A 26764-nucleotide genomic window follows, 5' to 3' on the forward strand; every position below is an offset into this window, starting at 1 on the left:
AATCGGATGGTTCATCCGGATAGTTCCGCCGCCCGTCCGGTACCCGCAGCGCCGCGCTGCCGTACGACGCTCAGGCGGGGGCGAGCGGCGCGTGCCGTTCGCTGAGCCGGCGCACGGCTTCGGCGACGCGGGGGTCGGCCGCAGCCCGGTGCGGGGGGACCGGGTGCGCCTGGGCGCCGATGACGATGCCGGTTCGGCCCGTCAGCGTCTCGTCGGTGGCGGCCGCGATGGAGGGCCTGGCCGCGGCGGACGCCGGACCCGAGGTCGAGCGTTCGAAGGTGCGGCGCACCAGGGGCCACAGCAGCCGCAGGGCGGGCGAGACGATCTTCGGGTCGGTCATGGTGCCGTTGGTCATGTCGGTCGCGGCCCCTCCGGGATCGGCGGCGAAGACCGAGACGCCGGTGCCGTCCAGCCGGTCCGCCAGGTCCAAGGTGTAGGCCAGGTTGGCCAGCTTGGCGCGACCGTACCAGTGGAAGCCGTAGTAGCCGCCTGGCGGCTCGATGGCGTCGAACACGCGCTTGGCCACGGCGACCGCGCCCGACGTCACGTTCACGATCCTGCTCGGCGCACCGGCCGTGAGGGTGGGCAGCAGCAGTTCGGTCAGCAGGTAGGGCGAGAGGTGGTTGACGACGAACGACGCCTCGACACCGTCCCGGGTCCGGCGCTCGGCGAACATCGCCCCGACGTTGTTGACCAGCACCGTCAACGGTTCGCCCGAGGCGCCGCGGCCGTCCGCGATCGTCCGGGCGAGCGCACGTACCTGGTCGAGCGAGGCGAGGTCCGCGGACAGGAACCGGGCCGGGTGCACCGGGCCCGTCGCGTTGATCCGCTCGACGGCCCTGGCTCCCCGTCCGGCGTCGCGCCCGACCACCGTGACCGCGAACCCGGCGACGGCCAGGCCCAGCGCCGTCTCCAGGCCTATGCCCCCAGTTCCGGCCGTGACCACTGCTGTCTTCTTCATGTGCTCCTCCACCCCGGGCAGCCAACCGGATAGCTCATCCGCTTAGCCCCGGACGGTAGCACACATACGGATGAACTATCCGGTTGAGGCTTCGGCGCAGTGGCGGTCCGCCCGCCGACAGGAGACAGGCGGATGCCTGGGGAACCGCGTGACCCTCGACAGCCAGGGGCAGGTACGCGACGGCTGCGCGCGGGCTGCTGATGCGGCCGGGTGGGGGTGGGCAGCGCCCACCCGGTATGCGGTGCTGCGCGGCAGACCAGGCGCGTGGTCCGGGCCGGCTGTGGTGGCCGGGCCCCGGCTGCCGGCTCGGCGCCGGTGGCGGGGGTCCGAGTCCGGGTCCGGTCAGGCCGGTTCATGATCAGGGCCGTCGGCGCCGTGTGGACACACGCACGGCCCTCCGCGGCGATGCCCGCCGCCTACGAAGCCGACCCCTCGCTCACCGCGTTCAAGCTGGACTTCGTGACGGGCCTACAGGAGATGCTGGCCACGCTCACCGCGGGCACCATCGCCCGCGCCTCCGCCTGAACCCGGTTCTGCCCCACTCGCCTCGGAACGTCGGCGCGCGTCATCACGCAGGTGTCGGCGAACGGCACGTCCAGGCAGTAGCCGTGGGCCGCGACGGTGGCGGGGGTGTCGTCGCCGAGCGCCCGCAGCGTGCCGCCGTAGGGACAGCCCGTCTCGCAGCCATCCTCGCGGCGGTCGAGGCTGGCGGTGGTCAGGTGGTGCAGGTGAACGCCGCTGTCGGCGATCCCGCCCGGCGCAGTCGTCACGGTGCCGGACTGGTTCGATTACACGGCCGCAGCTCCACCAGAGAAACGAAGACGTGCTCCTTGCGGCGCAGCGGACGCTCGGTGGGCAGGCCCGCGATGGGGGCGGGGCCGTCGAGGGAGCCGTCGCGTGCGGCTTGGGCGTGGGCGGGGTCGTACCGGCCCGGGCAGTCCAGGCAGGCCCGGCCGGGAGCGGCGATCTGGGCGCGCCATTCGGCGCGGCGCAGACGTCCGCCGTGGTAAGGCCCATACCGCCATGAGGGCCAGGTGCTCCAGCTTCATGCCGACAGGGCGCCTGAGGACGAAATCCCGGCTGACTGCCGGAAGCAGCTGTTTCCTGGAGGGGCGCCTATCCGGAAACCTTGAGTTCGAGCTCGCAGTCCAGTGTCTGTGTGTAGGCCTGGCCGCCCTGCTCATATGCGAAGCGGCATTCGCGGACTGTATCTTTTGGCGGCGCAGTGATCTTTATCTTGGCCCCATATGCGCCATACTCAAGAACCCTAATACCGGAAGGGATGTGCTCGACGGAGACATCCTTGATATCGCTTCCGAGGAGGTGTTGTACGGCACGGGAGAGCGAAGTACCAGCACGGTGCCTGTGATCATGGAGTTGCGACGTTCTGTGATCACTGGGGAGACCTGTGCCCGTCCTTCCAGCATGGCTGACCGACCCGCGGATCGATTCGCGGTGCCGCTGCCCGAGCTTCCCGCGGTCGATCCGGCCCAGCCGCTGGTGGGCGCCGTAGGGTTAGCGGCCGATCTTGTCGAGCTCGGCGAGATCGTCGTCGGACAGCGGGAGTCCCGCGCCGGCGGCGTTCTCGCGCAGGTGTGCCACCGATGAGGTGCCGGGGATCAGCAGGATGTTCGGCGACCGCTGCAGGAGCCAGGCCAGGGCGACCGACATGGGCGTCGCGTCCAACCGGGTGGCTACGGCCGTGAGTGCCGAGGACTGCAGCGGGCTGAAGCCGCCGAGAGGGAAGAAGGGCACGTAGGCGATGCCCTGCTCTGCGAGCTCGTCGATCAGGTCGTCGTCGTGGCGGTGGGCGAGGTTGTACATGTTCTGCACGCACACGATCGGCGCGATCGAGCGTGCCTCGGCGACCTGTTCCGCCGTCGCGTTGCTCACGCCGAGGTGCCGGATGAGGCCCTGCCGCTGGAGGTCGACGAGCGCCCCGAACGCCTCCGCGAGCGAACCGGGCAGGGGGCCCTGGGCGTCGCCGAGCCGGAGGTTGACCACGTCCAGCGTGTCGAGGTCGAGGTTCTCCAGGTTCTCGGTGACGGCCCGGCGCAGCTCTTCGGGCTTGCGTGCCGGGGGCCAGCCTCCCTCCTCGTCGCGGGTCGCCCCGACCTTGGTCACGATGTGCAGCGAGTCGGAGTACGGGTGCAGCGCTGCGCGGATCAGCTGGTTGGTGATGTGCGGCCCGTAGGCGTCGGCGGTGTCGATGTGGGTGATGCCGAGACCGACGGCCTCGCGGAGAACGGCGAGTGCGCCCTCGCGGTCGGCAGGCGGACCCATGACCCAGGGGCCGGCGAGCTGCATGGCGCCGTAGCCGAACCGGGTGACGGTCAGGTCGCCCAGGGTCCAGGTGCCGCCGGGAAGCGATGCGGAGGGGGTGCCCATGGTGTGCCTTTCGTGTTGAGCCCGGGGGATGGTGCCTGACAGCGCCTTGCACCACTATTGGTGCGTAGCTTCTTGTCGGGAAGTAGGCACTTCGAAGTGCGTAGGGCACCCACGGGTGAGAGGAATGGTCCATGGCGACGATGACGGCAGCCCAGCAGAGGGCACAGGCCAAGGTGGAGTACGACGCCTTCGTGGCGGCCTGCCCCAGCCGCAAGCTGCTCGACCGCATCTCGAACAAGTGGGTCACGCTGATCCTGGCCGCACTCGGTAGCGACAGCGCGCATCAGCCCGGCGCCGACTGCGCCGGCGGGCCCCGGGTGATGCGCTACTCGGAACTGCAGCGCCTGCTGGCCGGCGTCAGCCAGAAGATGCTCACCCAGACGCTGCGCTCCCTGGAGCGCGACGGCCTGGTGTCCCGCACTGTGGTGCCGACCGTGCCGGTCACGGTCTCTTACGAGCTGACCGCTCTCGGCCTGTCGCTGTACGAGATGATGCGGGGCCTCAAGGGCTGGGCCGAGACGCACATGGACGATGTGCTTGCCAACCGCGAGACCTACGACACCCGCGTCGCCTGAATCGCACCAGGGTTGCTCATCAGCGCCGTCAACGAGCAGAGTGGCTTGGGTATTCGCAGCACTACAGCCGCCGCCAGGCCGCTGGGGCTGGTCCGACGCGCGGACGGTGTCGGACAAACGCGGAATGGGTGGGCGGGGCGTCAGCCTTGGCGGCCGGGGAGCATGGCCAGGGCCTGGGATCGCTGTGCGACGAGGTCGTCGTAGGTGCCGTCACGCTCGGCCCAGCGGTGCATGAGGACGCCCTTCACGAGGACCTCGTGGGGGGTGGGGTCCTGCGAGAGCAGGTGCATGACTTCGGTGGCGAAGTCATCGAGCGGCAGCGCGTGCGCGACCACCTTCTCCTGCCCTGCCCTGGCGACGGCCGGGGGGACAAGCTCGACGACGCCGACACCGGTGCCGTCGAGTTGTGCGCGCAGTGCCTCGGAGTAGGCGTGCACTGCGGCCTTCGAGGCGGCGTAGCTGGGCATGGGCGGGAACGGCAGGAAGGCGATGCCGGAGGTGACGGTGATGAAGGTGCCGGCGCCCCGCCGGACCAGGTGCGGGGTGAAGGCGTCGATGACCCGGATGGTGCCGAGCAGGTTGGTGTCGATCGTCGTTGCTGCCGCCTCGAAGTGCGCGGGGTCGCGCAGGTCCTCCAGGAGCATGACGCCCGACATCGTCACCACGGTGTCCAGCTCGGGGTACCGGGCGAGCGCGGCGTCACGGACAGACGCGACAGAAGAAGGGTCGGTGACGTCGATGCCGAACGTGCCGAAACCTTCGTCGGCGAGTTCCGAGAGTGCCTTGTGGCTGCGGCCGCCAACGGCCACGGTGCTGCCCGCCGCAGCGAACCGCCGGGCCAGCTCTCGCCCGATGCCCGAGGTTCCGCCGACGATGAGAACGGTACGGTTGGAGAGGTTCACGAGATCTTCCCTTCAGGGCGCCGCCGGCGTTCAAGGGCCCGCGGCACCGGCAGTGATGGTCTGCGTCTCTTTCGAAACAGTGCTCTCGCAGTCTTGACGGCATGCGCCGGGTGGGCCAGGGTCCTGGTCTTCCCTGGTCCTGCCAGGGCCCCCTCTGGGACACGCGCAGATGGCGGTCGCACTCTCCCCCCGCCTGCAGCCCGGCCAGAACCGGCTTCGTTCTCTCCTCCTCGATCCTGAGGAACAAGCCTTCCACCAGGACTGGACGAAAGCCGCCGCCGACTTCATCGCCGCCCTTCGCACCACCATCGGGGACGACACCGACAACCCCCGGTTCGTCGAACTCGTCGGAGAACTGGCACTGTCCAGTCAGCGGTTCCGTGTCCTGTGGGCCCGCCATGACGTCCGCAGTCTCGACGGCGGCACGACCACCGTTCACCACCCCGTCGTCGGTGAACTACGCCTTCACCGCGACAAACTCGCCATCGCCGACGTCATCCTCGTGGTCTACTACCCCGACAAGGACAGCGACAGCGACGAGAAACTGCGCCTCCTCGCCGCACTCTCACACACCGAGTCCGCCGGTACAGCACACGACAGACCGGCGGACGCCCCGCGCCCAAGGACACTCTGAAGAGCACGCGCCGCCCCGGCGCCGCAGCCAGAACGCCCGCACCATGCCGCACGTCGCCCGCCAGACCATCTCCACCCTCACCGACAAGATCCTTGAGGGCACGGCCGAGTGGCGGAGCAGGCCCCGCGACGCCGTCTATGCGGTCGTCTTCATCGACGCCACCCATGTGAAGCTCCGCGATGGTGCCGTCGCCAACCGGCCCGTCTACGTGGCCCCTGGCCGTCACTACCGAGGGCCGGCGGGAGATCCCCGGCCCTGCGGGCCGGGGATGGCGGCGAGGCAGCCAAGCACTGGCTGCACATCCTCACCGAGATCAAGTATCGCGGCGTGAGTGACGTCCTCATGGCGGTCTGCGACGGACTCAAAGGCCTGCCCGAGGCGGTGGAGTGGTGCATCCGCTGCGGAACAGCTTCCGCTGTGCCCGCCAGGACTGGGACAAGATCGCCCCGCCTTCGACGGCCGTCTGTCAGCAGCCCGGAAGAAGCCCCCACCACCCCGGTTACACCGCTCGTTTGACAGACCCCGTACCGGAGGGAAGTCGCCGGCGCGGACCGGACTCCGAAGTGGCTTTCGCGGGGCGGCAGTTCGCCTCGCCCGGAGTCTTGACCGGGCCCGGTTGGCGGCTATGGTCTAGACCTAGTACATCAGGTCTGGACCAGCGTCGGCTCCACGCCCGGCCCATGGCGGCGGTCCCGGCGTACACCGAAGGAAGTGGCATGGCATGAGCGCGAAAAGACGAGTGGCTGTCGCCGTCGGCGCGCCGGTCGGTCCCCTGCTCGCCGTCAGCCTTCCGGCGAGCTCGGCCAGTGCTCATGGCTGGGTGACCCTGCCCACCAGCCCGCAGGAGCAGTGCGCCGAGGGCATCGTCGCCTGCGGCCAGATCACGTACGAGCCGCGGAGCGTCGAGCGACCCAAGGGCCTGCGCGATTGCGGCGGCGGACACGCCCAGTACGCCGAGCTCGACGGCGACGGCAAGCCCTGGCGGGTCACACCGGTCGGCACGAGCGCCACGTTCACCTGGCACCACACGGCCCGGCACGCCACCAGCGACCGGCAGTACTTCATCGGCGGCCGGAAGATCGCCGAGTTCGACGGCCACAGCCAGCAGCCGGGCGCCGACGTCAGCCAGCAGGGGGACTTCGCCGGTTTCACCGGCCGACAGAAGGTGCTCGCCGTGTGGAGCATCTCGGACACCGCCCACGCCCTCTACTCCTGTGTCGGCGGCACCGGCGGTGGTGGCGGTGGTGGTGGTGGCACCACGTGCACCGCGGCGGCCTGGGAGACCGTACGCGTCTACGACGGCAGCGACACCGTCTCCTACGGCGGCCACACCTGGCGTGCCAAGTGGTGGGTGACGGGCGACAGGCCCGGCACCACCGGCCAGTGGGGCGTCCGGGAGGACCTGGGCGCCTGCCCGGCCTGATCCCGGCCGCGTCGGCGCGCGCTCCCGGGAAGCGCGCCCACCCACGCCCGGGACATGCGGCGCACGGGCCGGCCCCGCCCGGCCCGGGTGCGCGCGGACATGGAGCACCCGGCGCAACGCTGTCGGTGGCGGGGCCTTCGTCAGCAGGAGGGGCGGGTCCGTGGAGACGGCACAGCCGGTACAGACCTGGGCGGAGTTCGGGCGGCGGCTGCGGGCCTGGCGCAGACAGGCCGGTCTGACCCAGTCGCAGCTCGGACTGAAGGTGGGGTACCACCACAGTCTCATCAGCAGGCTCGAAGCGGGGCTGCGCGAACCGCCGGCCGGGATCGCGGGCCGGCTCGACTCCGTCCTGGGGACCGGCGGCGAACTGGCGGCGGTCGTCGCCGCCCCGTGCGGGACGCCGTACCGCCCCGAGCGCCCGCCGGCGGACCCACGGCTGTTCGCGCCGGTGCCGGGCGGCGGGGAGGCCCTCGCCGGCCAGGACCTGCTCGATCCCGCGCTGTGGCCGTCGGAACTGCCCGCCGAGGGGCTGGCGTGCCCGCTGCACGGCACGGCGGGCTGCGCGGTGCCCGACCGGGCGGGGGCGCCGGACCTGCTGGACGGGCTGACCGCGCCGCAGGGCGGGTTCGACGTCCCCACGGGCAGGGAGCCGGAGCTGCTGCACATGCTCACCGCGGTGCTGGCCTGTCTGATCCGCGGCGCGCTGCACCGGGGCGCGTCCGACGGCGTGCCCACGGTGGAGCGGCTGTTACGGGCACTGGTGCGGTGGGCCGGGGAGGTGAACTCCACCGGCCGGCTGCCGTACGGGCAGCTCCGGCTGGCCGCCCAGTACGCCCAGGTCGCCGGGCGGCTGCGGATGCAGCGCGGGCAGAGCAGCATCGGCATGGCCTGGTTCGGCCACGGCCTGGGCTGGGCGGACGCGGTGCACGACGTGCCGGCCCGGGCGACCCTGCTCAGTGACGTGTGCACCCTGGTCCGGCTCGACCGGGACGCCGGGTCGGCTCTCGCGTACGCCGAGGCCATCGGTGCGGTGGACCCCGGGCGGCGGTGGGTGGTCACCCTCTCCCACCTGTACCGGGCACGCGGGCACGCGCTCGGCCACGACGTCGCCGAGTGCCGGCGGCACATCGCCCTGGCGCGGCGCCGATTCGCCCGCCTGGGCCACCGGGACCGCCTGGAGGCGCCCTGGCTGTCCGGCGCCGAGGGCGAGATGAGGGTGGAGTCGGCGATCGGCGGGGCGCTGCGCGACCTCGCCGCCGCGACCGGCGACCGGGTGACGGCGCGGCGCGCCGTAGACGCCACCGCGCGGTCGTGCGCCCAGCTGCCGCCGCTGATGCGGGAGACCCGGCTGCTGCTCACCCTGCGCCTGGCGGACAGCTGGGCGTGTGCGGGTGACCCGGGCGCGGCGGTCGCCCTGGCGACCCCGGTGCTCGACGAGGCGGTGTCCTCGCGCGAGTTGATGGTCAACGCCGAGTTGCGCGGACTGCACGGCAGGCTGTTCGCCCGCTGGGGCGACGTGCCGGAGGTCAGGGAGTACCGCGAGCGGCTACCGGCCCTGGGGACCTGAGCGCGTTCCGCGGCCCTGGGCTGTGCCGGTTTTTGACAGGACGGGACGGCGGGCCGCGAGCCGTTGACCCGGGCGCGGGGCGATGTGAGGGTTCGGCCAGCCCGGGGTGGCATGCCACCCCGGCCCGGGCGGGCGGAGACACCGACGTACCGCGGACTCCGGCGAACCGGTTGGCATGCGCATGCCTATTCGGGTGCCGGGTGTGCCTCACGACCTCTCACAAGGAGCAACGATGCTGAGAAAGCTGGCGGTGGCCGGGACATCCCTGGCCCTGACGCTGGGAGGGGTGGTGATGCCGGCCGCCTTCGCCTCGGCCGCGCCCCACGTCGCGCCCCCGGCGGGCAAGCCGGAACCGACCCCCGTCGCCAGAGCCGTCGCAGCCGCCGACCAGGCGGCACGCAGCGGCCTCGACGCGCTGGCCAAGGGGCCCGAGGAGCAGTACGACCGGCGGCAGGTCACCCCCTGGGTCAAGGGCCTGTACTCCGTCGCCTACGAGCGCACCTACCGGGGCCTGCCCGTGGTGGGCGGCGACGTGGTCGTCCTCGCCGACGGCGGCGGCCGGGTCCGCTCGGTCCAGTCCGCCACCAAGGCCAGGATCGCGGTCTCCACCAAGGCGCGGGTCACCGCCGCACAGGCGGTCCGCACCAGCCGGGCCGGACTCGCGAAGACCGAGAAGGTCGACTCCCGGCGGCTGGTGGTGCGGGTCGAGGGCGACCGCGCCACCCTCGCCTGGGAGACCGTGCTGACCGGATACACCAAGGCGAACGTCCCCAGCCGGCTGCACGTCTTCGTCGACGCGCGCACCGGAAAGGTCGTCGACAGCTACGACGACGTGCGGGCGGGCAGCGGCACCAGCAAGTGGAACGGCCCGAACCCGCTGACCATCGACACCTCCCGGTCGGGCTCCTCCTACGTGCTGCGCGACACCACCCGGCCTGGACTGCAGTGTTCGGACTACAGCGGCGGCCTGTTCACCAAGGCGACCGACAACTGGGGCACCGGCAACCCCACGAGCAAGGAAACCGGCTGCGTGGACGCGATGTTCGCCGCGCAGAAGGAATCGGACATGCTCAAGAACTGGCTCGGCCGCAACGGGCACGACGGCAACGGCGGCAGCTGGCCGGTCCGCGTCGGCCTCAACGAGCTGAACGCGTACTGGGACGGTTCCACCATCACCATCGGTCACAACAGCGCCAACGAGTGGATCGCCGGAATCGACGTGGTGGGCCACGAGTTCGGCCACGGCCTGGACTCCTTCACCCCCGGCGGCGCCAACCACGAGAGCGGACTGGGCGAGGCGACCGGCGACATCATGGGCGCCCTGACCGAGGCATACGCCAACGAGCCGGCGCCGTACGACACTCCCGACTACACCGTCGGTGAGATGATCAACCTCCAGGGCCGCGGCCCGATCCGCAACATGTACAACCCCAGTCAGGTCGGCAACAACCCCAACTGCTACTCCGCGTCGATCCCGCAGACCGAGGAGCACGCGGCGGCCGGCCCGCTCAACCACTGGTTCTACCTGCTGGCCGAGGGCTCCAACCCCGGCGGCGGGAAGCCCTCCAGCCCGACCTGCAACAACTCCACCGTCAGCGGCGTCGGCATCCAGAACGCGGGCAAGATCTTCTACGGCGGCATGCTGCTCAAGACCAGCGGCATGACGTACAAGCGCTACCGCACCGCCACCCTCACCACGGCGAAGAACCTCGATGCCAGTTGCTCGCTGTTCAACTCCACCAAGGCCGCCTGGGACGCGATCAGCGTGACCGCGCAGACCGGCGATCCGGTCTGCACAGGGGAGCAGACCGACTTCTCGCTGGGGCTCAGCCCCGCCTCGGGTGACGTCAACGCGGGCTCCTCGGCGCGCGCCACCGTCAACACCAGCACCGTCTCCGGCAGCGCGCAGCAGGTCTCGCTGACCGCTTCCGGCGCGCCGGCCGGGGTGAACGTCTCCTTCAGCCCGGCGACGGTCACCTCCGGCAGCAGCTCCACGATGACGGTCTCCACCTCGTCGGCCACGGCCGCCGGAACCTACCAGATCACGGTCACGGGCACGGCCGGCACCAGGACCCACACCGCCCAGTACGCGCTGAGGGTGGGCGGCGGTGACGGCGGCAACCCGTCCACCCCGCCGGACGTCGACGTGGCCAAGGTGCAGGCCCACCTGACCCAGCTGAACACCATCGCCTCGCAGAACGGCGGCAACCGCCGTGCCACGACGGCCGGTTACCGGGCCTCGCTCGCCTACGTCAAGGACCGGCTCCAGACGGCGGGCTACACGGTCACCGAGCAGAGCTGCACCTCCGGCTGCACCGCGGGAGCGGGCAACAACCTGGTCGCCGAGTGGCCGCAGGGCGACGCGGACAACGTCTACATGTTCGGCGCACACCTCGACAGCGTGGCTGCCGGGCCCGGCATCAACGACAACGGCTCCGGCTCCGCCGCGCTCCTGGAGACCGCGCTGACCCTGGCCCAGTCCCACCCCACCATGAAGAACCGGATCCGCTTCGCCTGGTGGACCGACGAGGAGCAGGGCATGAAGGGCTCCGGCTTCTACGCCCGTTCGCTCTCCACCACCGAACGCGCCCGGATCAAGGCGTACTACAACTTCGACATGGTCGCCTCGACCAACGCGGGTTACTTCGTCAACAACCTGAACTCGGCCGCCGCGGCGCCGATGAAGGCCTACTGGGACTCCCTGGGCCTGGCCCCGCAGGAGAACGTCGAGGGCCAGGGCCGCTCCGACGACTACTCCTTCCAGCAGGTGGGCATCCCCACCTCCGGCTACGCCACCGGCGCCTCGGACGTGAAGTCCGCCGCCGAGGCCGCCAAGTGGGGCGGCACCGCGGGCCGTGCCTACGACTCGTGCTACCACTCCGCCTGCGACACCACCGGCAACATCAACGCCACCGCGCTGAACCGCAGCGCGGACGGCATCGCGTACACGATCTGGAAGACCGCCGTCGGTGACGCACCCGCACCGGCCGACGACTTCTCGGTCTCCGCCAACCCCGCCACCGGCACGGTCTCGCCCGGCTCGTCCGCCACGGTGACCATATCCACCGCCACCACCAGCGGAAACGCCCAGAGCGTCAGGCTGTCGGCGTCCGGCGCCCCGGAGGGCGTGAGCGTGTCGTTCAGCCCGTCCTCGGTGACCTCCGGCCAGTCCTCGACCGCCACCGTGCAGGTCGCCGCGGGCACGGCCGGCGGCACGTACACCCTCACCATCACGGGAACGGGGGAGGTCAGCCACACCACCACCTACACCCTCACCGTGTCCGGCGGCAGCGGCGACACCACCTGGCAGCTGGGCGCCACCTACGCGGCCGGTGACGTCGTGACCTACGACGGCGTCAGCTACCGGTGCCTCCAGGGCCACACCGCCTACCCGGGCTGGGAGCCGCCGAACGTCCCCGCCCTGTGGGAACGCGTCTGACGGTCGCCACCCGGCGGGACGCAACCGCACACCCGCACATACCGGCCCCGGCCGGCCCTCGCGGAACGGGGGCCGGCCGGGGCCCCGCCATACGCGACGCGATCACGTGCGGAACAGCCTCCGCAAGCCACCTTGCCCGGCGTGGCGCGCGGAGACGCTGCGGAGGACGCGGAGGTGACGGGCCCGTCACGCCCGTGCGGGCACACTGCGCCGGGGTGTCCCTGAGGCGCCGGGCGCCTGGCACCACCGGCCTGTTGGGGAGGGATCGCGTCCGATGCCAGTGCCGAGGGCTCTCGCGGTACGGCCGACGGCACCGGCAGTGGTGTCCGCGCCGGCGAAGCAGCGGCCGCAAGCGGCCGGTTCCGCGTCGTCCCCGGTGCACGCCCCGTCGAACGCGGCGGTGACGGCCGCCCTGGCGGGCGCGGCCGGGCCGGTGACGGCACCACCGCCCTTGCCGGGGCGGCCGCCGCTCGCCGCGCAGGACATGCTCGGCAACGGCGCCGTCGCGGCGGCCGGCCGCGCCGGGACGGGTGCCGGACCGGAGGCGACCGCCGTCGCACCACCGGGTCGGCATACGGAGGCACAGGCGGTTTCCGGTGCCGTACCGGAGGCGGAGGCCGCTCCTGGTGCCGGGGCCCAGGTGAAGGCCCGGCCGGGTCCCGAGGCGGATCCGAAGTTCGTGTCGCTGAAGAAGGACGTACAGCACAAGAAGCGGGCGCTGGCCGCCTCGCACCCGCCCCCGCGTGCCGAGGCGACCTCGGCGCAGGAGGCGTCGGTGCCGCCCAAGGACGACGCGGAGGCGCAGGGCAAGACGGCCAACGCCGAGAAGATGAACGAGGCCAAGCCCAAGGAGTTCGACAAGGAGGCGTTCATCAGGGCGGTGGAGAAGGCCATCGCGGACAAGGCCCCGAAGAACCTCGACGAGGCGGACAAGTTCGCCGGCTCCGGCAAGGCCGGCGAGGTCCGCGCCGAGGTGCACGGCAAGGTCGGCGAAGGCAGGTCGGACTCGGCGGAGCAGATCGCCACCACGACCGCCGCCCCGCCGGACACGTCGGCGGCCGTGCCCAAGAAGGTCGTGCCGATGAGCCCGGACCGGCCCCCCGGCACCCCGCCCGCGCCGGATGCCGCCCAGGCCGTCCCCGACAGGCTGCCGCCGTCGGCCACCGACCTGTCGGCCGGACCCGCCCAGGTGAACCGGCGGATGGCCGCCGCCCAGGTCACCGAGACACAGCTGCGCACGTCCAACGAACCCGCCTTCACCCATGCCCTGGGCGAGAAGAAGTCCGCCGAACAGCACTCCCACACCACCCCCGCACGGCTGCGCGCGCACGAGACGGCCCAGCTGCACTCCTCCACCGCGCAGGCCAGCCGCCTGGGTGCGGCCGCGCTGGGCGCGATGGGCGCCCAGCGTGTGCGTACCGGGCAGCAGATCCATACGGGCAAGAGCGGCGCCAAGAGCCGGGACGAGGAGAAACGCGCCCAGGTCACAGCACTTCTGCAGGGCGTGTTCGACACGATGAAGAAGGACGTCGAAGCCATCCTCGGCGGCCTCGACACACTCGTCGACGAGCAGTTCACCCGGGGTGAGAAGGCGGCCAGGGACGCGTTCACCGCCGAGCACCGGCAGAAGATGGACGAGTACAAGGACCGCCGGTACTCGGGCGCGACGGGCAAACTGCGCTGGCTGCGGGACGCGTTCGCCGGTCTGCCCGCCGAGGCCGACAGGATCTTCGAGACGGCCCGCGACGCCTACGTACGCCGGATGCGGCAGGTGATCTCCGAGATCGCCGGCACCATCGGCACGGAACTGAACCGGGCCAAGGCGCGTATCGCCCAGGGCCGCACCGAGATGCGGGACGCGGTGCGCAGACTCCCGGACGATCTGCGGGCCCTGGGCCGGCAGGCGGCGGCCGAGTTCACCGACAAGTTCGACGCACTCACCCAGACCGTTGACGACAAGGGCACCGAACTGGTCGACACCCTGGCTACCAAGTACACCGAAGCCCTCAAAGCCGTCGACGACGAGGTCGCCGCGGAGAAGGAGAAGAACAAGGGCCTGGTCGCCAAGGCCGTCGACGCGGTCAAGGCCGTCGTCGACACCATCCTGGAACTCAAGCGGCTGCTGCTGGCGGTCCTCGCCAAGGCCGCCCAGGCAGTCATGCTGATCCTCAAGGACCCCATCGGTTTCCTGCGCAACCTGGTCTCCGCCGTCGGCGCCGGCCTGCGGCAGTTCCTGGCGAACATCGGCCGCCACCTGCAACAGGGCATCCTGTCCTGGCTGCTGGGCAAGACCGCCGAGGCCGGCATCGCGCTGCCCGCCACGTTCGACACCCAGGGCGTGGTGAAGATGCTCGCCGGCCTGCTCGGCCTGACCTGGCAGAACATCCGCGCCCGCATCACCCGCAAGGTCCCCGAACCAGCCGTCGCCGCGGCCGAGACAGCGGTCCCACTGCTCGCGGAGGTCCGCAGACGAGGCGTGGCGGCGATGTGGGAGGACCTGCAGACGCGCGTCGGCGACCTGCGCAAACAGCTCCTCGACCACGTCATCGCCTATGTCACGCCCACCCTCGTGGTCGCCGGGATCATGTGGGTGATCTCGCTGCTCAACCCGGCATCCGCGTTCGTCCGGGCCGTCAAGCTGATCATCGACTTCGTCCGGTTCATCGTCACCCAGGCCCGCCAGATCTTCGAGTTCGTCAACGCGGTACTGGACGCGGTCATCGCCATCGCCCGAGGCGGCACCGGCGGCGTCCCCGCCCTGATCGAACGCGCCCTGGCCCGCTCCATCCCCGTCCTGCTCGGCGTCCTCGCCGCCGTCCTGGGCGTCGGCGGCATCGCCGGCCGGGTCCGCACGATCGTCCAGCGGTTGTCCGCCCCGGTCGACAAGGCGGTCGACTGGGTCATCGACAAGATCGTCGGCCTGGTGAAGAAGCTGTGGGCCAGGCTCAAGCCGGCCTTCGACAGGAAGAACCCGAAGAAGCGCGGGCCGGAACGGGACAGGCCCGGGCGGCCCCGCGGACGCGGGCCGGGCCGGCGCCGCAAGCGCCGCGACGACCGTCGAAGGCCCCGGCGCGGGAGGCGACCGGACCGCAGGCGGAAACGACCCGACGAACGGTCCGAGGCGGCGAAGCAGCGCGCCCTGGACGCTGCCGTCCGTGACGCCACCCGCCTCCTCGGGGAGGAGGGCGCCACGGTGAAGACCGTGCGACGCGGCCTTCCAGCGATCAGGAAACGGCACGGGCTGACCCGGATCAAGCTGGTTCGGGAGACGAAGGAGAAGTACCACATCGATCTGGCGATCAACCCCACTGCCAGAACCCGGCCCGAGGACCTCGGGGAGAAGTTCCCGTACGAGATCAAAAAGATCGCTCCAGATGGCGGGAGGGTAGAGACCACCCCGCTCTCCCGTGTGATCAAGAAGCTCCGGAAGATCACCGTGCCGATGCGCGGCGCGGATTCCACCGTCGGCTTCGTCGTGAACATGGCCGCTACACCGGGCGAGATCACAGCGGATGTGGCCTCCCGCTACCTCGACGAGGCTTGGCAGGACTCCGAAGGGAACAGCGCGGAGGCCATGGCGCTGACCAGGGTTGCGGTCGTCATCGGCATCAACACCTTCGAACGACTCGACCGCAACAGCGGCAAGGCCGGCGGCAAGGCCGGCATCCTGGCCGCGATGGACCGGATCGCACCAAAGGACGGGCAGCTCCTGGGGGTGTTCGGATTCCTCTGGACACCCCGGTGGATGCATCGCGAGGGCCGCGAAGTCGCGCTCTCCGAGGTACGTCATGCCTACGCACAGTTGTCTCACCGCGAGCAGGAAGCCGCCATCGCCGCCAACGAATCCGGGTGGCGCGACGGGAAACTGCCCTACGGCGTCTTTCGCGGAGAGGTGCTCGGGCACTCCTTCACCGAACAGGCCGTGCGCATCCTCAAGGCCGCCAACACCCGGGTCCACATCGTCAGCCAGGACGCCGACACCGGGGTCGCCGCCGCCAGCGGGGTGGGTGTCCTCCGCGCGTACCAGCAAGTACTCGACTCCATGAAGCGGCACCCCCTGCTCACGATCGGCGGCTACCACTTCGAGGGCTTCAAGTGGGGTGAGAAGGACCATCCGCACATGCGGCAGATGACGCTCCTTTCCAACGAATTGGACCGGGCCATCCGGAAGGCCATCACCGAGGAACACCCGGAGATGCTCTATCCGACCGAGCCGAACATGCTCATCAAAGCGTGGGACGCGAAAGGCGCCGGCGGCGTCTTCCAGGACGCCCGGGCCCGCGGCCTGCTGGCCGTCCAGGGACAGCTCTTCGGGCTCCGTGGCGCGGAGGGCCGCATGCTGCGCATCCGGCTGATGGAGCTGTTCGGCACGGATTTCGCCGTGGCCTACGCGCCGGAGGCGAGCACCGGCACCAGCCCGCTGCCGGAGAACGAGGACCGAGCCTTGGCCGTACGGCCGAGGGCCGTCGAACTGGCCAGCGAGGGGAAGATGCGGAAGAGGGGGAGCCTGCCGGACAAGGAGCTGACCAGCCGTATCCGCGTCAGTCACCGGGCGTACGCGGTCATCCTCCAATCGCAGACGACCGCCAGTGCCCATAACCTGACGAGGGAACTCCTGCACAGCAACCCGATTCTGTCCCAGCGCGTAGCGGCACAGGACAAGGCGACGGAGAGGTTCCAGCGCACGCTGCGGAAGAAGACCTTCGAGCACGTCGAGAACGTCATCCTGCTGATGGCCGACAACCCTGGACTGACCGAGGGGAGTGACAGGATCCAAGGTGAGTTGCAGCGGCTCGGCCGGGATGTCAACGGACTCCTCGACTCGATGGCCGTGCGCGACGACGAGCACCTCAAGCAGGCCGTCGAGAGGGCGGACGCCATCGCCAGGGAGGTCATCTCGGCACTCACCGCCCCACAGCTCGAAGACCTCTGGACGCGCCTGCGCAAGGTACTCGATGACATCATGAGTGCCTTCGCGGAGAGGAACCGAGGAGGCGGGCAATGACCCCGGAGGATATCCGCCGACTGCGGGCAGAGGCGTCACGCGGCCACTACGCGTCCATGGCGCGGCTGGCACGGGCGCTGTACGGGAGCGGACTCGGGCACCGTGAGGTGCTCCGCGAATGCTACGGCGTCGCGTTTCCCGAGGAGCTCTTCGTCGTCGTCGACGCCGGGCTGTGGTCACTGAATCTGCTGGCGTACTTCACCAACCAGCCCTGGCAACTGGCCATCCCGCTCGACCGGGGCGGCCCGACGGACACACCCGACCCCATGGCCGACGCCGAGGCGCTCATCCTGGCCCGCGACCCCGACCTGGTCCCGCTCCTCCAGATTCCCGCTGCCGACGCCGCGGACGACGACCGCATCATCTGCTACCGGCTAGCGGAACTCCGGGCGGGCCGCCCCACGGTCTTCTCCCTCGACGCGGGCGCCTATCCCACCACGGACGTTCGTGAAGGCGCGGCGGTACGCTGCGGCGAGTCCATGCTCGCGGTGCTGTACGAGGAACACTCCTCATCTCTCCGCTCGTTGGAGCAGGAGTGGGAAAGCCCGTGGAACCGGGGCGCGGGCTCGGTCTCCGGGGGTGAGGTCACATCGGCCCGCGCTTCGCTGGAACTGGTCGAGGAACTGCGGCGCAAGGCGGCGGCCGGGCGCCGGTAAGGCCCTTGAAGGCGTTTCCCGGGGCCGGTTCAAGCGCCCTGGATACCCTGGCGTTCCGGCGCCGCTGCCATGACGACCGGCACAGGGGCGACAGGGCCCGTCTGCGTCGCCGCTCCGGCCACGATGGCGTTGCCGAGCTGGTCCTGGGTGGCGGCAGACGGCGTCTTGGCCGGCGCGTGTGTGCTGTGGGCCAGTGCCGCGTCGCTCACCGGAACCGGGCCGGCCGGCCCCTGATGGGCGGACGGCGCGATCTCCTGGGCGCGCGCCGGCGGCACCGGTGCCGCCAGGCGGCGCAGGGAGAGCGGGGGTTCGGCGGGCAGCGTCGGTGTCACTCCCGGGAGGCGTCGTCGAGGTCGAGCAGTCGGGCGTGGGGGCCCAGTTCCGTCGGGCGGAGCAGGCGGGCCTCGCGCTGGAACTGGCGGGCGACCCCGAGTACCACATGCCGCATGGCGATCGCGCCGCCGCCGTCCGCCGCGGCGAGCGCGGCCGTGCGGGCCGCCGCCGTGATGGCGGCGCCGGTCATGTCCAGGCGGGCCAGCGCGTCCAGGTCCACGTCCGCGGCGAGCGGGGCCTGCTCGGGGAAGGCGAGGCGCCACAGCCTGCGCCGCTCGGCCACGCCCGGGCGGGGGAAGTGGACGACGAAGTGGAAGCGCCGGGTGAACGCCGGGTCGATGTTGTCCTTGAGGTTGCTGGTGAGGAGCACCAGGCCGTCGCTGGCCTCCAGGCGCTGCAGCAGATAGCCGACCTCCATGTTGGCGTACCGGTCGGTGCCGTGCTTGACCTCGCCGCGCTTGCCGAACAGGGCGTCGGCCTCGTCGAAGAGCAGCACCGCGTGGCTCTCCTCGGCCTGGCGGAAGGCGGTCTCCATGTTCTTCTCCGTCTCCCCCACCCACTTGGAGACGACCTGCGCGAGGTCCACCTTGAGCAGTTCCAGGCCGAGCATGCCGCTGATGATCTCGGCGGACAGGGTCTTGCCGGTGCCCGGCTCCCCGGTGAACAGCGCCTTGACCCCGCCGTGCGCCGAGCGGCGGGCGAAGCCCCAGGTCTCGGCGATCCGGGGCCAGGCGCGGAAGGCCGAGACGATCTCCATGATCTGGTGGAACTGGACGGGGGGCAGGACCAGGTCGTCCACGGTGCGCCGGGGCACGATCGCCTGTACGGCGCTTCCGCCGCGCCCGCGGGTGACGGTGGCGATGGCGGGTTCGACGTGGTCGGCGACCGGTCCGGGCCGTCCGTTGCCCGCCAGGCGGGCCCCCGCGTCCGCGACCGACGCCACGGCGCGCAGCTCGCCGCCGCTCATGCGGTACCGGACGGCCAGGTCCTCCAGGAGGCTGCCGTCCAGGGACGGCAGTGCCGCCGACCACATCGCCCGCCGGTCGGTGAACCCCGGGACGGGGACGGTGAGTTCGGCGTAGGCGCGGGCCGCGAGCAGGGCCGCCGGACGCCAGGGCTTGAGACCGGTGAGGCACACCGGCGCGCGGGAGCGGAGCAGCACGGCGGCGACGATGTCGGCGTGGCCCTGCCGTTGCGGCTCGCGGTGCAGGTCGTCGGTGGGGATCCACAGCACCGCGCCCAGCGCGGCGGCCGTGCGCAGATCGGCCTCGGGGTCGGTGGTGAGGGTCCGCAGCGGCGCTCCGGCCGCCCGGGCCAGGGCCTGTGCGGCATCGAGCTGGTCGTCGGGCGGGCAGCCCCACAGCCCGGCCAGGTCGATGCCGCCCGCGCCCAGCGCCCGGCCGAGGCGGGTGAGCCGCTCCGAGGCCAGATGCGGGGGCAGCTCCTGCGGGCCGGGCGGCACGACCTCGCCGGGGTCGTGGCCGAGCAGTCCGACGTCCGTGCCCCAGCCCAGCAGGAAGTCCAGCACCCCCGGGCCCAGGAGGAGTTCCTGGGCCAGCTCGACCGCGGCCTCTCCGTGCGTACGCACCAGTCCGTACCGGCGCAGCGGCCCGGCCGGCCCGAGTGAGCGGCGCAGGGCGAGGCGGGCGGCCGGGGCCGGCGACCCGGCCGCTCCCTCCGGTCCTTCGGAGCCGGCGTCGGAGCCGGCGCCTGATCCACTCAACGCGCCCACCGTGAGCAGCAGTTCCACGCTGGGCAGCCGGCGGTTCAGGTTGTCCACGATGTAGGCGTAGATCCGCTCGTAGCCACGGTCCAGTTCGGGCGCGGCCACCAGGAGCAGCGCGTCCTGTTCGGCGCGCGACAGGCCGAACCGGGTGGCGAGCGCGTCCAGCGGGAGGGTCCGGCCCTCGGCCGACGCCTTCCGCCTCAGCTCCCGTTCGCCGTCCGGCTCGGGCCGTCGGGGGGCGTACGGCTCGGCCATCGCGTCGGTGAAGGCGCCCACCTCGCCGAGCAGCACATCGGCCTGTTCGTCGGTGACGCAGTACGGCGTGAGGTCCGGCCGGGTGAGCCGGGCCGCGATCCGCGCCTGCCGTCCGACGGCGGCGCGCAGTGCCCGGTGGATGTCCGCGAGGCGGATCCGCAGGTGTTCCAGTGCCGGTTCGCCCATGCGGGTCAGCCTCCCGAGAAGGTCAGGGCCCGGCCGCCCAGCCAGTCCACGCCGGGCACGTCGGCGAGCAGTCCACCGCGCAGCAGGTCCGCGTGGCGCCGCCCCATCGGAACGCGCACCCGGACGGCGGCCGGCTCGAACCGTACGGTGGCCTCCAGGTCGGCGAAGCGGTGCAGGGCCGACAGCGGATCGGGGATCTCGCGGTCACGCCAGAGTGTCCAGGCCATGGTGGCCAGGCCCAGGGCGGCGGCGAGGGTGACGGAGCGCTCCAGTGCGCCGTCCCGGGCGAGCGGTACGGCCCGCCGCTCGGTCACCAGGGCGGTGACCAGGTCCGCGAACCGGTCGGTGTGGCCGGGCAGTCCGGTGGCGAGGTGCGGGTCCGCCAGCCGCCGTGCGGCGCCCGTCCACAGGGGCGTGCGCCAGGGCAGCCGGGTGACGGGGTCGCCGCGCAGGGGCCGTACGGAGGTGAGAAACGCGACGCCCGCGCGGTCCAGTTCGCGCAGCGAGCCGTGGGGGAGGCTGCCTCCGCAGACCAGCACGGGCGGCCGTCCGCACGCCCGCCAGTGCGGGAGCAGCGCCGCGGGGTCCGCCGCCCAGGCGATCGGGAACATGCCCTGGGCGTCGGCCAGGAGGAGTCCGTCGTCGGTCCCGGTGAGCAGGAGCGGGTCGGCGGGGTCGTGGCCGCGGCACACCGAGAGCGCCAGGATGCCGTCGAGCACCGGGAGCGCGGGTCCCACGGTGCGCGCGAACGCGGTCAGCCGCTCCTCGGGGACGGGCGGTTGGAGTCCGGCGAAGGCGGCGGCGGTCTCGCGGTCCGCTTCGTGGCGGCGCCAGCCGCGTGCGGTCACGCCCAGCACCTTGTAGGCGAGGGCCGCGGCGAACAGCGGTGCGTCCCGGATGAGTTCGACACCGGCCAGTGCGGGGCCGACCGCGTCGAGGTAGCCGATGCGGGCCAGGGGTCCGGCGAGCAGGAACGGCAGCACGGACCGCACGCGCACCTCCCCGGCGGCGGGGACCGTGACGGCACCCGGCGCCGCTCGCGGAGGCGGTTCCCCGGCCGTCCGGTCGTCCTCGGCCGGCTCGTCGTGCTCCGGTGCCGGGGACCGCAGCAGCCGGGCCACCCCGTCAGGCCGCGCGGAGGTCACGTACTCGGCGAGGAGCCCGGACAGGGCCGCGGCGCCGGCGTCCGCGGCCCCGGTGCGCAGCGGCTCGGGCAGCGGATCGGCCGGCCCGCCGGGGCGGGCGCGCACGGCGAGTTCCGTAAGGAGCCGGGCGGCCAGCGTGTCGTCGTCGCCGAGCAGGGCCAGTGCGTACACCTGGAGCGACCTTGCGGGCAACAGCGCGAGAAGCGCGTCCAGTTCACCCCGTTCGGCGAGTTCACCGAAGAGCGCGGCGGCCGAGGGCGTGTCCCGGACGGCCGCCTCGGCGCGGAAGGACTCCTCGAACGACAGGGCGTCCGGTGCTTCGCCGGGGGCCTCGGTCATCACGGCGGGCGCGAAGTGGATCTCGGCGGGCGCGCGGGACGGGCCGGGCCAGGCGGTCCCGGTCCGGCCCATCCGGACGGTGACGGTCACCGGCTCGGTGATCTCCACGTCCGGGCCGTCGCCGGCCAGTTGCCCGGCGAAGTGGTCCGCCAGCAGTTCCGGAACTGCGTCGATCACCTGCCGCACCAGGCCGCGCGGGTCCGGCCCCCAGCTCCACCCGCCGCGCCGGACCACGGTCACCGTGCACCGGTGTACGGCGATCTCACCGGCCTCCGCGTCGAGGGGTGCGGTGGGCGCGGTCACGTCACCTTCGCCTCCTCCAGGCGGCCCGCCCAGCCGGCCACCAGCACCAGGACGCCGTGCTTGCCGCCGGGGCCGAGGGTCACCGGCAGGGTCACCTGGGATCGCTGCGCGGGGATCTCCCCGGCGAGCACATGGGTGTCCTGGTCGTCGGAGACCAGGGCGACCACCTTGGCGGGCCGGGCCTGCGCGACCTGCACGGTGACGGTGAGCCCGGTCGCCGACAGCGCGACACCGGCGCCGCCGGTCCAGGCGGCCAGGCGCACCAGCGTGGGTTCGGGCCTGCCCTCGGGACCCAGTTCGACTCCGAACGCCAAGGGGTCGGCGAGGGCCCCCGGTTCGTCGTCCACGGCCGCCACGGCGAGGTCCCTGGCGTCCAGCGGCAGGGCGGCGACGCTGCCGTCGTCGAGAAACACGCGCATCGGCAGCGCGCGTCCGACGAGCGCGGCCACATCGGCCGGGGCGGCGGCGCCGGTCAGGGCCAGCGCGCCCACCACATGGCCGGTGCCGGCCGTGTACACCACGGTGAGAGCCATCGTCAGCCGCCTCCGTTCGTTGCCACGATCGTCGCCAGGACGAGGAAGTCGACGGCCCCGGGCCGTTCGACGACCTTGGCCAGCGCGACATCGGCCGACCGTGTCCGGCACCTGACCCGGCGGTCGCCGTCCACGGCGGCCTCCACCGCGGTGACCAGCGTGGTCCTGGTGGCCGTCGGCGGTATGCGCGGGGTGAGGTGCACATGGATCACGACCCGGCCGTCGGCGATCTGCTCCGGGGCGATGCCGGACGGCAGCGGGAGCAGCATCCCGTCGGTGGCCGTCCCGGACGTCACCAGGGTGCTGCCGACCGGCATCCGGCCGCTGAAGCTGCCCTCGATGGTGAGGTTGCCGTTGGCCGCGAGGGTCATCAGCGGGGCGACCGTACCGCTGCCCCGGTAGAGGCCGAAGACCAGGCTCGGCTGGTCTCCCCCGGACAGGACGAGCGCGGGCTTGCCCTCCTGGGCGGTCGGGCCGGTGCGCAGGGTCAGCGCGCCCGACGCGGCCGAGACCGTGTCCGCGCGTACCCCGGCGAAGCGCACCCCGACGCCGCGCGCCCTGGCCTCCACCCCGCTGAAGTGGCCGTCCGTCCAGCGGACGTAGCCGAGCAGGACGAGCCAGCGGACGGGCGGGGCGGCCGGCGGGGCGCCGATCGCGGGCGGGCGCTGCTCGTCGGCCAGCCGCTCGTCACCGAGGCGCCCGAAGAGGATCTGGTACGACTCCTCCACGCGCGCCTCGGGCGCGCCGCCGGCGCACCCGACGGGCCCGGGTGCCCGGGCGGGTTCCCGGTCGGCCGTGGTGAGGAAGACCGGATAGGGCTCGTCCGTCGGCTGGTCGGTCCCGTTGACCTCCTCGAAGTCGCTCTCGCGCAGCACGACCGGCTCGGTGAGGACCACTTCGCGGCCGGTGCCGTCGACGGCGATGCCCGGCGCCACGCTCACCTCGACGTAGCGGGCGTGGGTGAGCGGGTCGGTGCGGCCCCCGGTGACCAGGCCGAGTCCCTCGGCGATGCCCCAGTCGTGCAGATGGCGCGCGTGCCGGCCGGACGTGCCGCGCGCGTACTCCACCGTGGCCGACAGGTCCGCGGCGGCCAGCACCTGGCCCTCGTGGAAGGCGGGGCGCAGCGGGCCCGTCACGGCGTCTCCCCGGACTTCGGGCTACGGGAGGGGCGGGTGCGCCGGGCCGGCGGCTTGGCGGGCCCCTCCGGGCCGGTGGACTCGCCGGAGGGCTCGTCGGCACTCCCCTCCAGGTGCGCGAGGCGGTCCCCGAGGTCGTCCGGGACCCGCTCACTCAGCCGGCCGACCTCGCTCCGCGCGGTGCCCAGTTGGGCGCGGAGCCCCTCCAGGGACGCCGTGAGTTCCGCCACTTGGGTGCGGAGTATGGACAACTCCCGGATGCTGTCGGTCACTTCGCCGGGAGTGGTGTAGACCTGTTCGTGCAGCGCCTTGGGCGGTGTCTCGCCGGGTGCCGGGGTGAGCAGCAGGGAGAGCATCTCCTCCAGGTCCCCGCTGCGCGGCCAGTCACCGAGCAGCCCTGCCGCGTAGGGGCGCACGATGTCGCCCTGCGGCGGGAACGCCGGCTTCTCGGCGCGCGGCAGGGGCGCGCGGCAGACCCGCTCGGCCAGTTCGCGCAGCCGGTAGAGCTTGGGCAGCCACTCGCCGTACGCCCCTCCCCCCGGCAGCACCTGCTCGCGGGTCCCGGAGCACACCCGTACGACGTCGCAGCCGTCCAGCTCCAGCTCGGCGAGGAGCACGTCGGTGTCGGTGCAGTCGCCGCACGGCGGGCCGAGGGTGGCGCACGCCGCGTCGGTCAGGAAGCGCCGCAGCGCGGCCGTGAGTGCCGCCGCCGCCTCGGCGATCCGCTGCACCTCGGCGATGGCCGCCTTCTCCGTGCTGTCCGGCGGCGGGGCCGGCAGCAGCGGCGGTACGTCGACGGCGGCGACCTCCGTGCGCAGCCGGCCGTCGCCGGTCTCGCCCACCTGGTCCAGCCGGGCCAGCAGCCACCCCCTGATCAGGCCGAGGTCCGCGCGGAACGCCACCCGCAGCGCATGGCTCAGCGGTGTCCCCCGGGCCACCATGCGCACCTCCAGCGGGGCGTCCGGGTCGCCCCCCTCGGGCACCACCCGGGCCGCGGTCTCGGTGACGACCGCACCGGCGAGGGCGCGGTGCAGCGGGTCCGGCCAGGCCGCTTCCGAGTCGGCTCCGCGGAGCCGCTCGCAGGCCGCGCCCAGGACGCCGCGGGCCTCCTGGACGATGGCGAGGTCCGGGTACTGCGCCGTGAGCCGCTCCTGTCCGGCGGCGTCGTAGGTGTCGTAGCGGGCCACGCCGGCGGCGAGCGCGCGGACGTGCTCGGTCATCTCGCGGGCGGCCGGCGCCGGCGGCGGCCCCTCACCGCCCGCGTGCTGCCGCAGCCAGGCCAGGGACGCGGCGTACCGCTGGGCGTCGGCCGCGTCGAAGCGGAACGTCCGGCCGGTGCCGGCCGAGGCGGTGGACAGGGTGTCGGTGTAGTACTCCAGGCGCCGGTCCCGGGTGCGGGCGCGGTCGGCCCGGGCCAGGTCGCCGATGCGCGCGAGCAACCGGGTGCCGGGGTTGTGGCGGTGGTCCTCGAAGTCGTCGTACCTCACGACGAAGCGGAACCCCTCCTGGATCCGGGAGGGCACACAGCCCGGCGACGGGCAGGGCTCCTCGGTGGCGTAGGGCGCCACCGGTTCGACGGGCGTCTCCTGGTAGCGCACGTAGAGGCCGTAGCGGCGGTCGCCCTCGTCGTCGCAGTTCTCCCCGCAGTCCACGCCGAGGGCGTTGACGCGCTGTTCGCGTACCAGGGCGCCCACGTCGACCTGTTCGGTGCAGGGAACCACGATGTCGTTGCCCGCGCAGTCCAGTGCGTGTCCGGGGTGGACGGTGACGGTGCCGCCGCCGCACGGGGCGCAGGTCACGCCGAGGCCGCAGATCACCCCCGGTCCGTACAGCGATCGGTTGTGCAGCCTGCCCTTCGCGGTCGTGTAGTCGACCAGCAGACCGAGGTCGTCCTCGGTCAGCAGCTGGCCCGCGAAGAAGCGCGGCCGTACGAAGGCGGAGGACCGGGTGACGTCACCACCACAGCCGCATGCGCAGTCTGTTCGCATGATCAGCGCTCCTTGACGAAGAACCAGCTCTCGAAGACGTCCCCGCCCGCCCCGGTTCCGGACGTCCAGGGACCGATGCCGGACGGCGGGAGGTCGCGGCCCCCGCGGGCCGCCGCCGGCGTGTCCGGGGCGGCGTCGATGGCCGGTACGCGTCCACCGACGTGGGTGCCGTCGACCGGGCGGCGGCAGCGGTCGAGGAGGAACGCCGCGCGGACGGTGATCAGCACGCGGTCGCCGTCCTGCAGCATCTCGCGCGTGGTCTGGCGATAACGGAACTCCCGGGTGAACTCGCCGCACTCGGCGTCGGGTTCGGTGAAGGTGCCGCCCATGTACCAGGTGGAGGCGTTGCGTCCGCTGCCGCCCTCGATGACCTGGATCTCCACGACGCCCGGCTGCAAGGAGTCGGTGCGCACCCCCGCGGAGAACCGCACCACGAGCCCGCCGTCCTCGTCCTGGGTGCCGAGGAGTGCCTTGGCCTCGTCGATGGTGTACGTGTGTCCGTGGATCCAGTTGACACCGGTGATGACCGTGGGCACATGGCGGCCGAACGGGCGGCGCACGTTCAGGTGGATCTGGTCCCGGCGCACCGGCCGGCGCCAGTCGACGCGGTCGATCCTGGCCAGCCAGAGCGTGGTGTGCGCGCCGTGCGAGCAGCAGGTGTCGCAGCGCTCGTCCACCGGCGGCGCGCAGCCGGTGACGACCACCTTGTGGCACTCCTCCGTCCAGCCGAACTCGCAGTCGGAGGTGTCCGCGCAGGCGTCGTTGTAGACGGCGCGGGTGGGCTCGACGGGCCGCTCGGCGTAGCGGATGCCGACCCAGACCGTGCCGGTGTCCCGTTCACCGGGAGGCAGCGCCTTCCACAAGTCGATGTCGCAGCCGCCGCGCACCACCACCTCGTTGCCGTCGCTGTCCACGGCGAGGCCGGGGGTGATCCGCACCCTGGCCCGGTGCCGGGCGTACTCCGCCTCCGTGTGCTCGTCGGCGGGTTCCTCCGGCGCGGCCGGCCCGTCGGCCACCGGGTGCCCGTCATGGCCGGGCGGACAGTCGTCGTGCCCCGGAACCGGCTCCACGAACAGGCCGCAGACCACGCCGTAGCCGAGGAGGCCGCGCATGCGCAGCTTCAGTCTCTCGCGGTAGTAGTCCTGTTCGCGCTGGAAGTCCCGGGCACCCAGCATCTGGCCGTGGAAGTACCGCAGCCTGCGCAGCGGCGGCGCCTCGAACTCCCCCGCCCCTGGTGTCCCTGGTGTCTCTGGCTCCGTCATCGTCCGTC

At 72.4% G+C, this 26764-nt stretch carries 17 protein-coding genes and 2 pseudogenes; 9 read left to right on the forward strand and 10 right to left on the reverse strand.

Annotated elements, in window-relative coordinates; genetic code table 11:
* Positions 1-70: 70 nt before the first annotated feature.
* Entirely contained in the window at positions 71-961 is an 891-nt protein-coding gene (locus ACH4OA_RS30450; RefSeq protein WP_397972449.1) for an SDR family NAD(P)-dependent oxidoreductase, read from the reverse strand.
* A 405-nt stretch (positions 962-1366) separates the two neighbouring features.
* On the opposite strand from ACH4OA_RS30450, the gene ACH4OA_RS30455 reads away from it, so the two are divergent.
* On the forward strand, positions 1367-1486 hold the full coding sequence (locus ACH4OA_RS30455; RefSeq protein WP_397972591.1) for a hypothetical protein: 120 nt from the start codon (positions 1367-1369) through the stop codon (positions 1484-1486).
* Between the two features lie 990 nt (positions 1487-2476).
* On the opposite strand, the gene ACH4OA_RS30460 is transcribed toward ACH4OA_RS30455, so the two are convergent.
* A complete protein-coding gene (locus ACH4OA_RS30460) occupies positions 2477-3349 on the reverse strand; it encodes an aldo/keto reductase family oxidoreductase (RefSeq protein WP_397948738.1) in 873 nt (290 codons plus the stop codon).
* Positions 3350-3480: 131 nt separating this feature from the next.
* On the opposite strand from ACH4OA_RS30460, the gene ACH4OA_RS30465 reads away from it, so the two are divergent.
* Positions 3481-3924, forward strand: coding sequence for a winged helix-turn-helix transcriptional regulator (locus tag ACH4OA_RS30465; RefSeq protein ID WP_397972452.1), 444 nt, complete (start codon positions 3481-3483; stop codon positions 3922-3924).
* A 140-nt stretch (positions 3925-4064) separates the two neighbouring features.
* Here ACH4OA_RS30465 and ACH4OA_RS30470 read toward each other — a convergent pair whose 3' ends face one another.
* Positions 4065-4826 carry an SDR family oxidoreductase gene (locus ACH4OA_RS30470; RefSeq protein ID WP_397972455.1) on the reverse strand — a complete coding sequence of 254 codons (762 nt, stop codon included), beginning with the start codon at positions 4824-4826 and terminating at the stop codon, positions 4065-4067.
* Positions 4827-4995: 169 nt separating this feature from the next.
* Between ACH4OA_RS30470 and ACH4OA_RS30475 the strand changes: the two are divergent.
* From ACH4OA_RS30475 to ACH4OA_RS30505, 7 genes and pseudogenes are all read left to right on the forward strand, one after another.
* A pseudogene (locus ACH4OA_RS30475) lies at positions 4996-5460 on the forward strand (transcriptional regulator); the annotation flags it as partial.
* A gap of 52 nt (positions 5461-5512) precedes the next feature.
* Positions 5513-5906: pseudogene (locus ACH4OA_RS30480) on the forward strand (transposase); the annotation flags it as partial.
* Positions 5907-6181: 275 nt separating this feature from the next.
* Entirely contained in the window at positions 6182-6883 is a 702-nt protein-coding gene (locus tag ACH4OA_RS30485; protein WP_397972458.1) for a lytic polysaccharide monooxygenase, read from the forward strand.
* 160 nt (positions 6884-7043) lie between these two features.
* On the forward strand, positions 7044-8450 hold the full coding sequence (locus ACH4OA_RS30490; RefSeq protein ID WP_397972460.1) for a helix-turn-helix domain-containing protein: 1407 nt from the start codon (positions 7044-7046) through the stop codon (positions 8448-8450).
* Between the two features lie 232 nt (positions 8451-8682).
* Positions 8683-11889: a M20/M25/M40 family metallo-hydrolase gene (locus tag ACH4OA_RS30495; RefSeq protein WP_397972463.1), complete on the forward strand. Its 3207-nt coding sequence runs from the start codon at positions 8683-8685 to the stop codon at positions 11887-11889.
* A gap of 274 nt (positions 11890-12163) precedes the next feature.
* Positions 12164-16894: a hypothetical protein gene (locus tag ACH4OA_RS30500; RefSeq protein ID WP_397972466.1), complete on the forward strand. Its 4731-nt coding sequence runs from the start codon at positions 12164-12166 to the stop codon at positions 16892-16894.
* Positions 16891-17550: a hypothetical protein gene (locus ACH4OA_RS30505; RefSeq protein ID WP_397942728.1), complete on the forward strand. Its 660-nt coding sequence runs from the start codon at positions 16891-16893 to the stop codon at positions 17548-17550. The genes ACH4OA_RS30500 and ACH4OA_RS30505 overlap by 4 nt, the downstream gene beginning before the upstream one ends.
* A gap of 29 nt (positions 17551-17579) precedes the next feature.
* On the opposite strand, the gene ACH4OA_RS30510 is transcribed toward ACH4OA_RS30505, so the two are convergent.
* The 7 genes from ACH4OA_RS30510 to ACH4OA_RS30540 are packed head-to-tail and all read right to left on the reverse strand — an operon-like array spanning position 17580 to position 26756.
* Entirely contained in the window at positions 17580-17882 is a 303-nt protein-coding gene (locus tag ACH4OA_RS30510; protein WP_397972467.1) for a hypothetical protein, read from the reverse strand.
* A complete protein-coding gene (locus ACH4OA_RS30515; protein WP_397972470.1) occupies positions 17879-20050 on the reverse strand; it encodes an ATP-binding protein in 2172 nt (723 codons plus the stop codon). Before ACH4OA_RS30515 ends, ACH4OA_RS30510 begins: the two co-directional genes overlap by 4 nt.
* 5 nt (positions 20051-20055) lie before the next feature.
* Positions 20056-21837, reverse strand: a complete 1782-nt coding sequence (locus ACH4OA_RS30520; RefSeq protein ID WP_397972473.1) for a hypothetical protein — start codon at positions 21835-21837, stop codon at positions 20056-20058.
* Positions 21834-22370 carry a hypothetical protein gene (locus ACH4OA_RS30525; RefSeq protein WP_397972476.1) on the reverse strand — a complete coding sequence of 179 codons (537 nt, stop codon included), beginning with the start codon at positions 22368-22370 and terminating at the stop codon, positions 21834-21836. The genes ACH4OA_RS30520 and ACH4OA_RS30525 overlap by 4 nt, the downstream gene beginning before the upstream one ends.
* Before the next feature lie 2 nt (positions 22371-22372).
* Entirely contained in the window at positions 22373-23506 is a 1134-nt protein-coding gene (locus tag ACH4OA_RS30530) for a hypothetical protein (protein WP_397972479.1), read from the reverse strand.
* Positions 23503-25494 carry a hypothetical protein gene (locus ACH4OA_RS30535; RefSeq protein WP_397972481.1) on the reverse strand — a complete coding sequence of 664 codons (1992 nt, stop codon included), beginning with the start codon at positions 25492-25494 and terminating at the stop codon, positions 23503-23505. The genes ACH4OA_RS30530 and ACH4OA_RS30535 overlap by 4 nt, the downstream gene beginning before the upstream one ends.
* A 2-nt stretch (positions 25495-25496) precedes the next feature.
* Entirely contained in the window at positions 25497-26756 is a 1260-nt protein-coding gene (locus tag ACH4OA_RS30540; protein ID WP_397972484.1) for a hypothetical protein, read from the reverse strand.
* Positions 26757-26764 lie beyond the last annotated feature (8 nt).

This window comes from Streptomyces sp. NPDC017095 (assembly GCF_044332325.1).
Lineage (GTDB): Bacteria > Actinomycetota > Actinomycetes > Streptomycetales > Streptomycetaceae > Streptomyces.

Excerpts from the sequence above, each read along its gene's own strand:
- ACH4OA_RS30500 (WP_397972466.1), top strand. The coding sequence starts at position 12,164 with ATGCCAGTGCCGAGGGCTCTCGCGGTACGGCCGACGGCACCGGCAGTG.
- ACH4OA_RS30540 (WP_397972484.1), bottom strand. The coding sequence starts at position 26,756 with ATGACGGAGCCAGAGACACCAGGGACACCAGGGGCGGGGGAGTTCGAG.
- ACH4OA_RS30525 (WP_397972476.1), bottom strand. The coding sequence starts at position 22,370 with ATGGCTCTCACCGTGGTGTACACGGCCGGCACCGGCCATGTGGTGGGC.
- ACH4OA_RS30460 (WP_397948738.1), bottom strand. The coding sequence starts at position 3,349 with ATGGGCACCCCCTCCGCATCGCTTCCCGGCGGCACCTGGACCCTGGGC.
- ACH4OA_RS30485 (WP_397972458.1), top strand. The coding sequence starts at position 6,182 with ATGAGCGCGAAAAGACGAGTGGCTGTCGCCGTCGGCGCGCCGGTCGGT.
- ACH4OA_RS30450 (WP_397972449.1), bottom strand. The coding sequence starts at position 961 with ATGAAGAAGACAGCAGTGGTCACGGCCGGAACTGGGGGCATAGGCCTG.
- ACH4OA_RS30505 (WP_397942728.1), top strand. The coding sequence starts at position 16,891 with ATGACCCCGGAGGATATCCGCCGACTGCGGGCAGAGGCGTCACGCGGC.
- ACH4OA_RS30465 (WP_397972452.1), top strand. The coding sequence starts at position 3,481 with ATGGCGACGATGACGGCAGCCCAGCAGAGGGCACAGGCCAAGGTGGAG.
- ACH4OA_RS30515 (WP_397972470.1), bottom strand. The coding sequence starts at position 20,050 with ATGGGCGAACCGGCACTGGAACACCTGCGGATCCGCCTCGCGGACATC.
- ACH4OA_RS30455 (WP_397972591.1), top strand. The coding sequence starts at position 1,367 with ATGCCCGCCGCCTACGAAGCCGACCCCTCGCTCACCGCGTTCAAGCTG.
- ACH4OA_RS30535 (WP_397972481.1), bottom strand. The coding sequence starts at position 25,494 with ATGCGAACAGACTGCGCATGCGGCTGTGGTGGTGACGTCACCCGGTCC.
- ACH4OA_RS30495 (WP_397972463.1), top strand. The coding sequence starts at position 8,683 with ATGCTGAGAAAGCTGGCGGTGGCCGGGACATCCCTGGCCCTGACGCTG.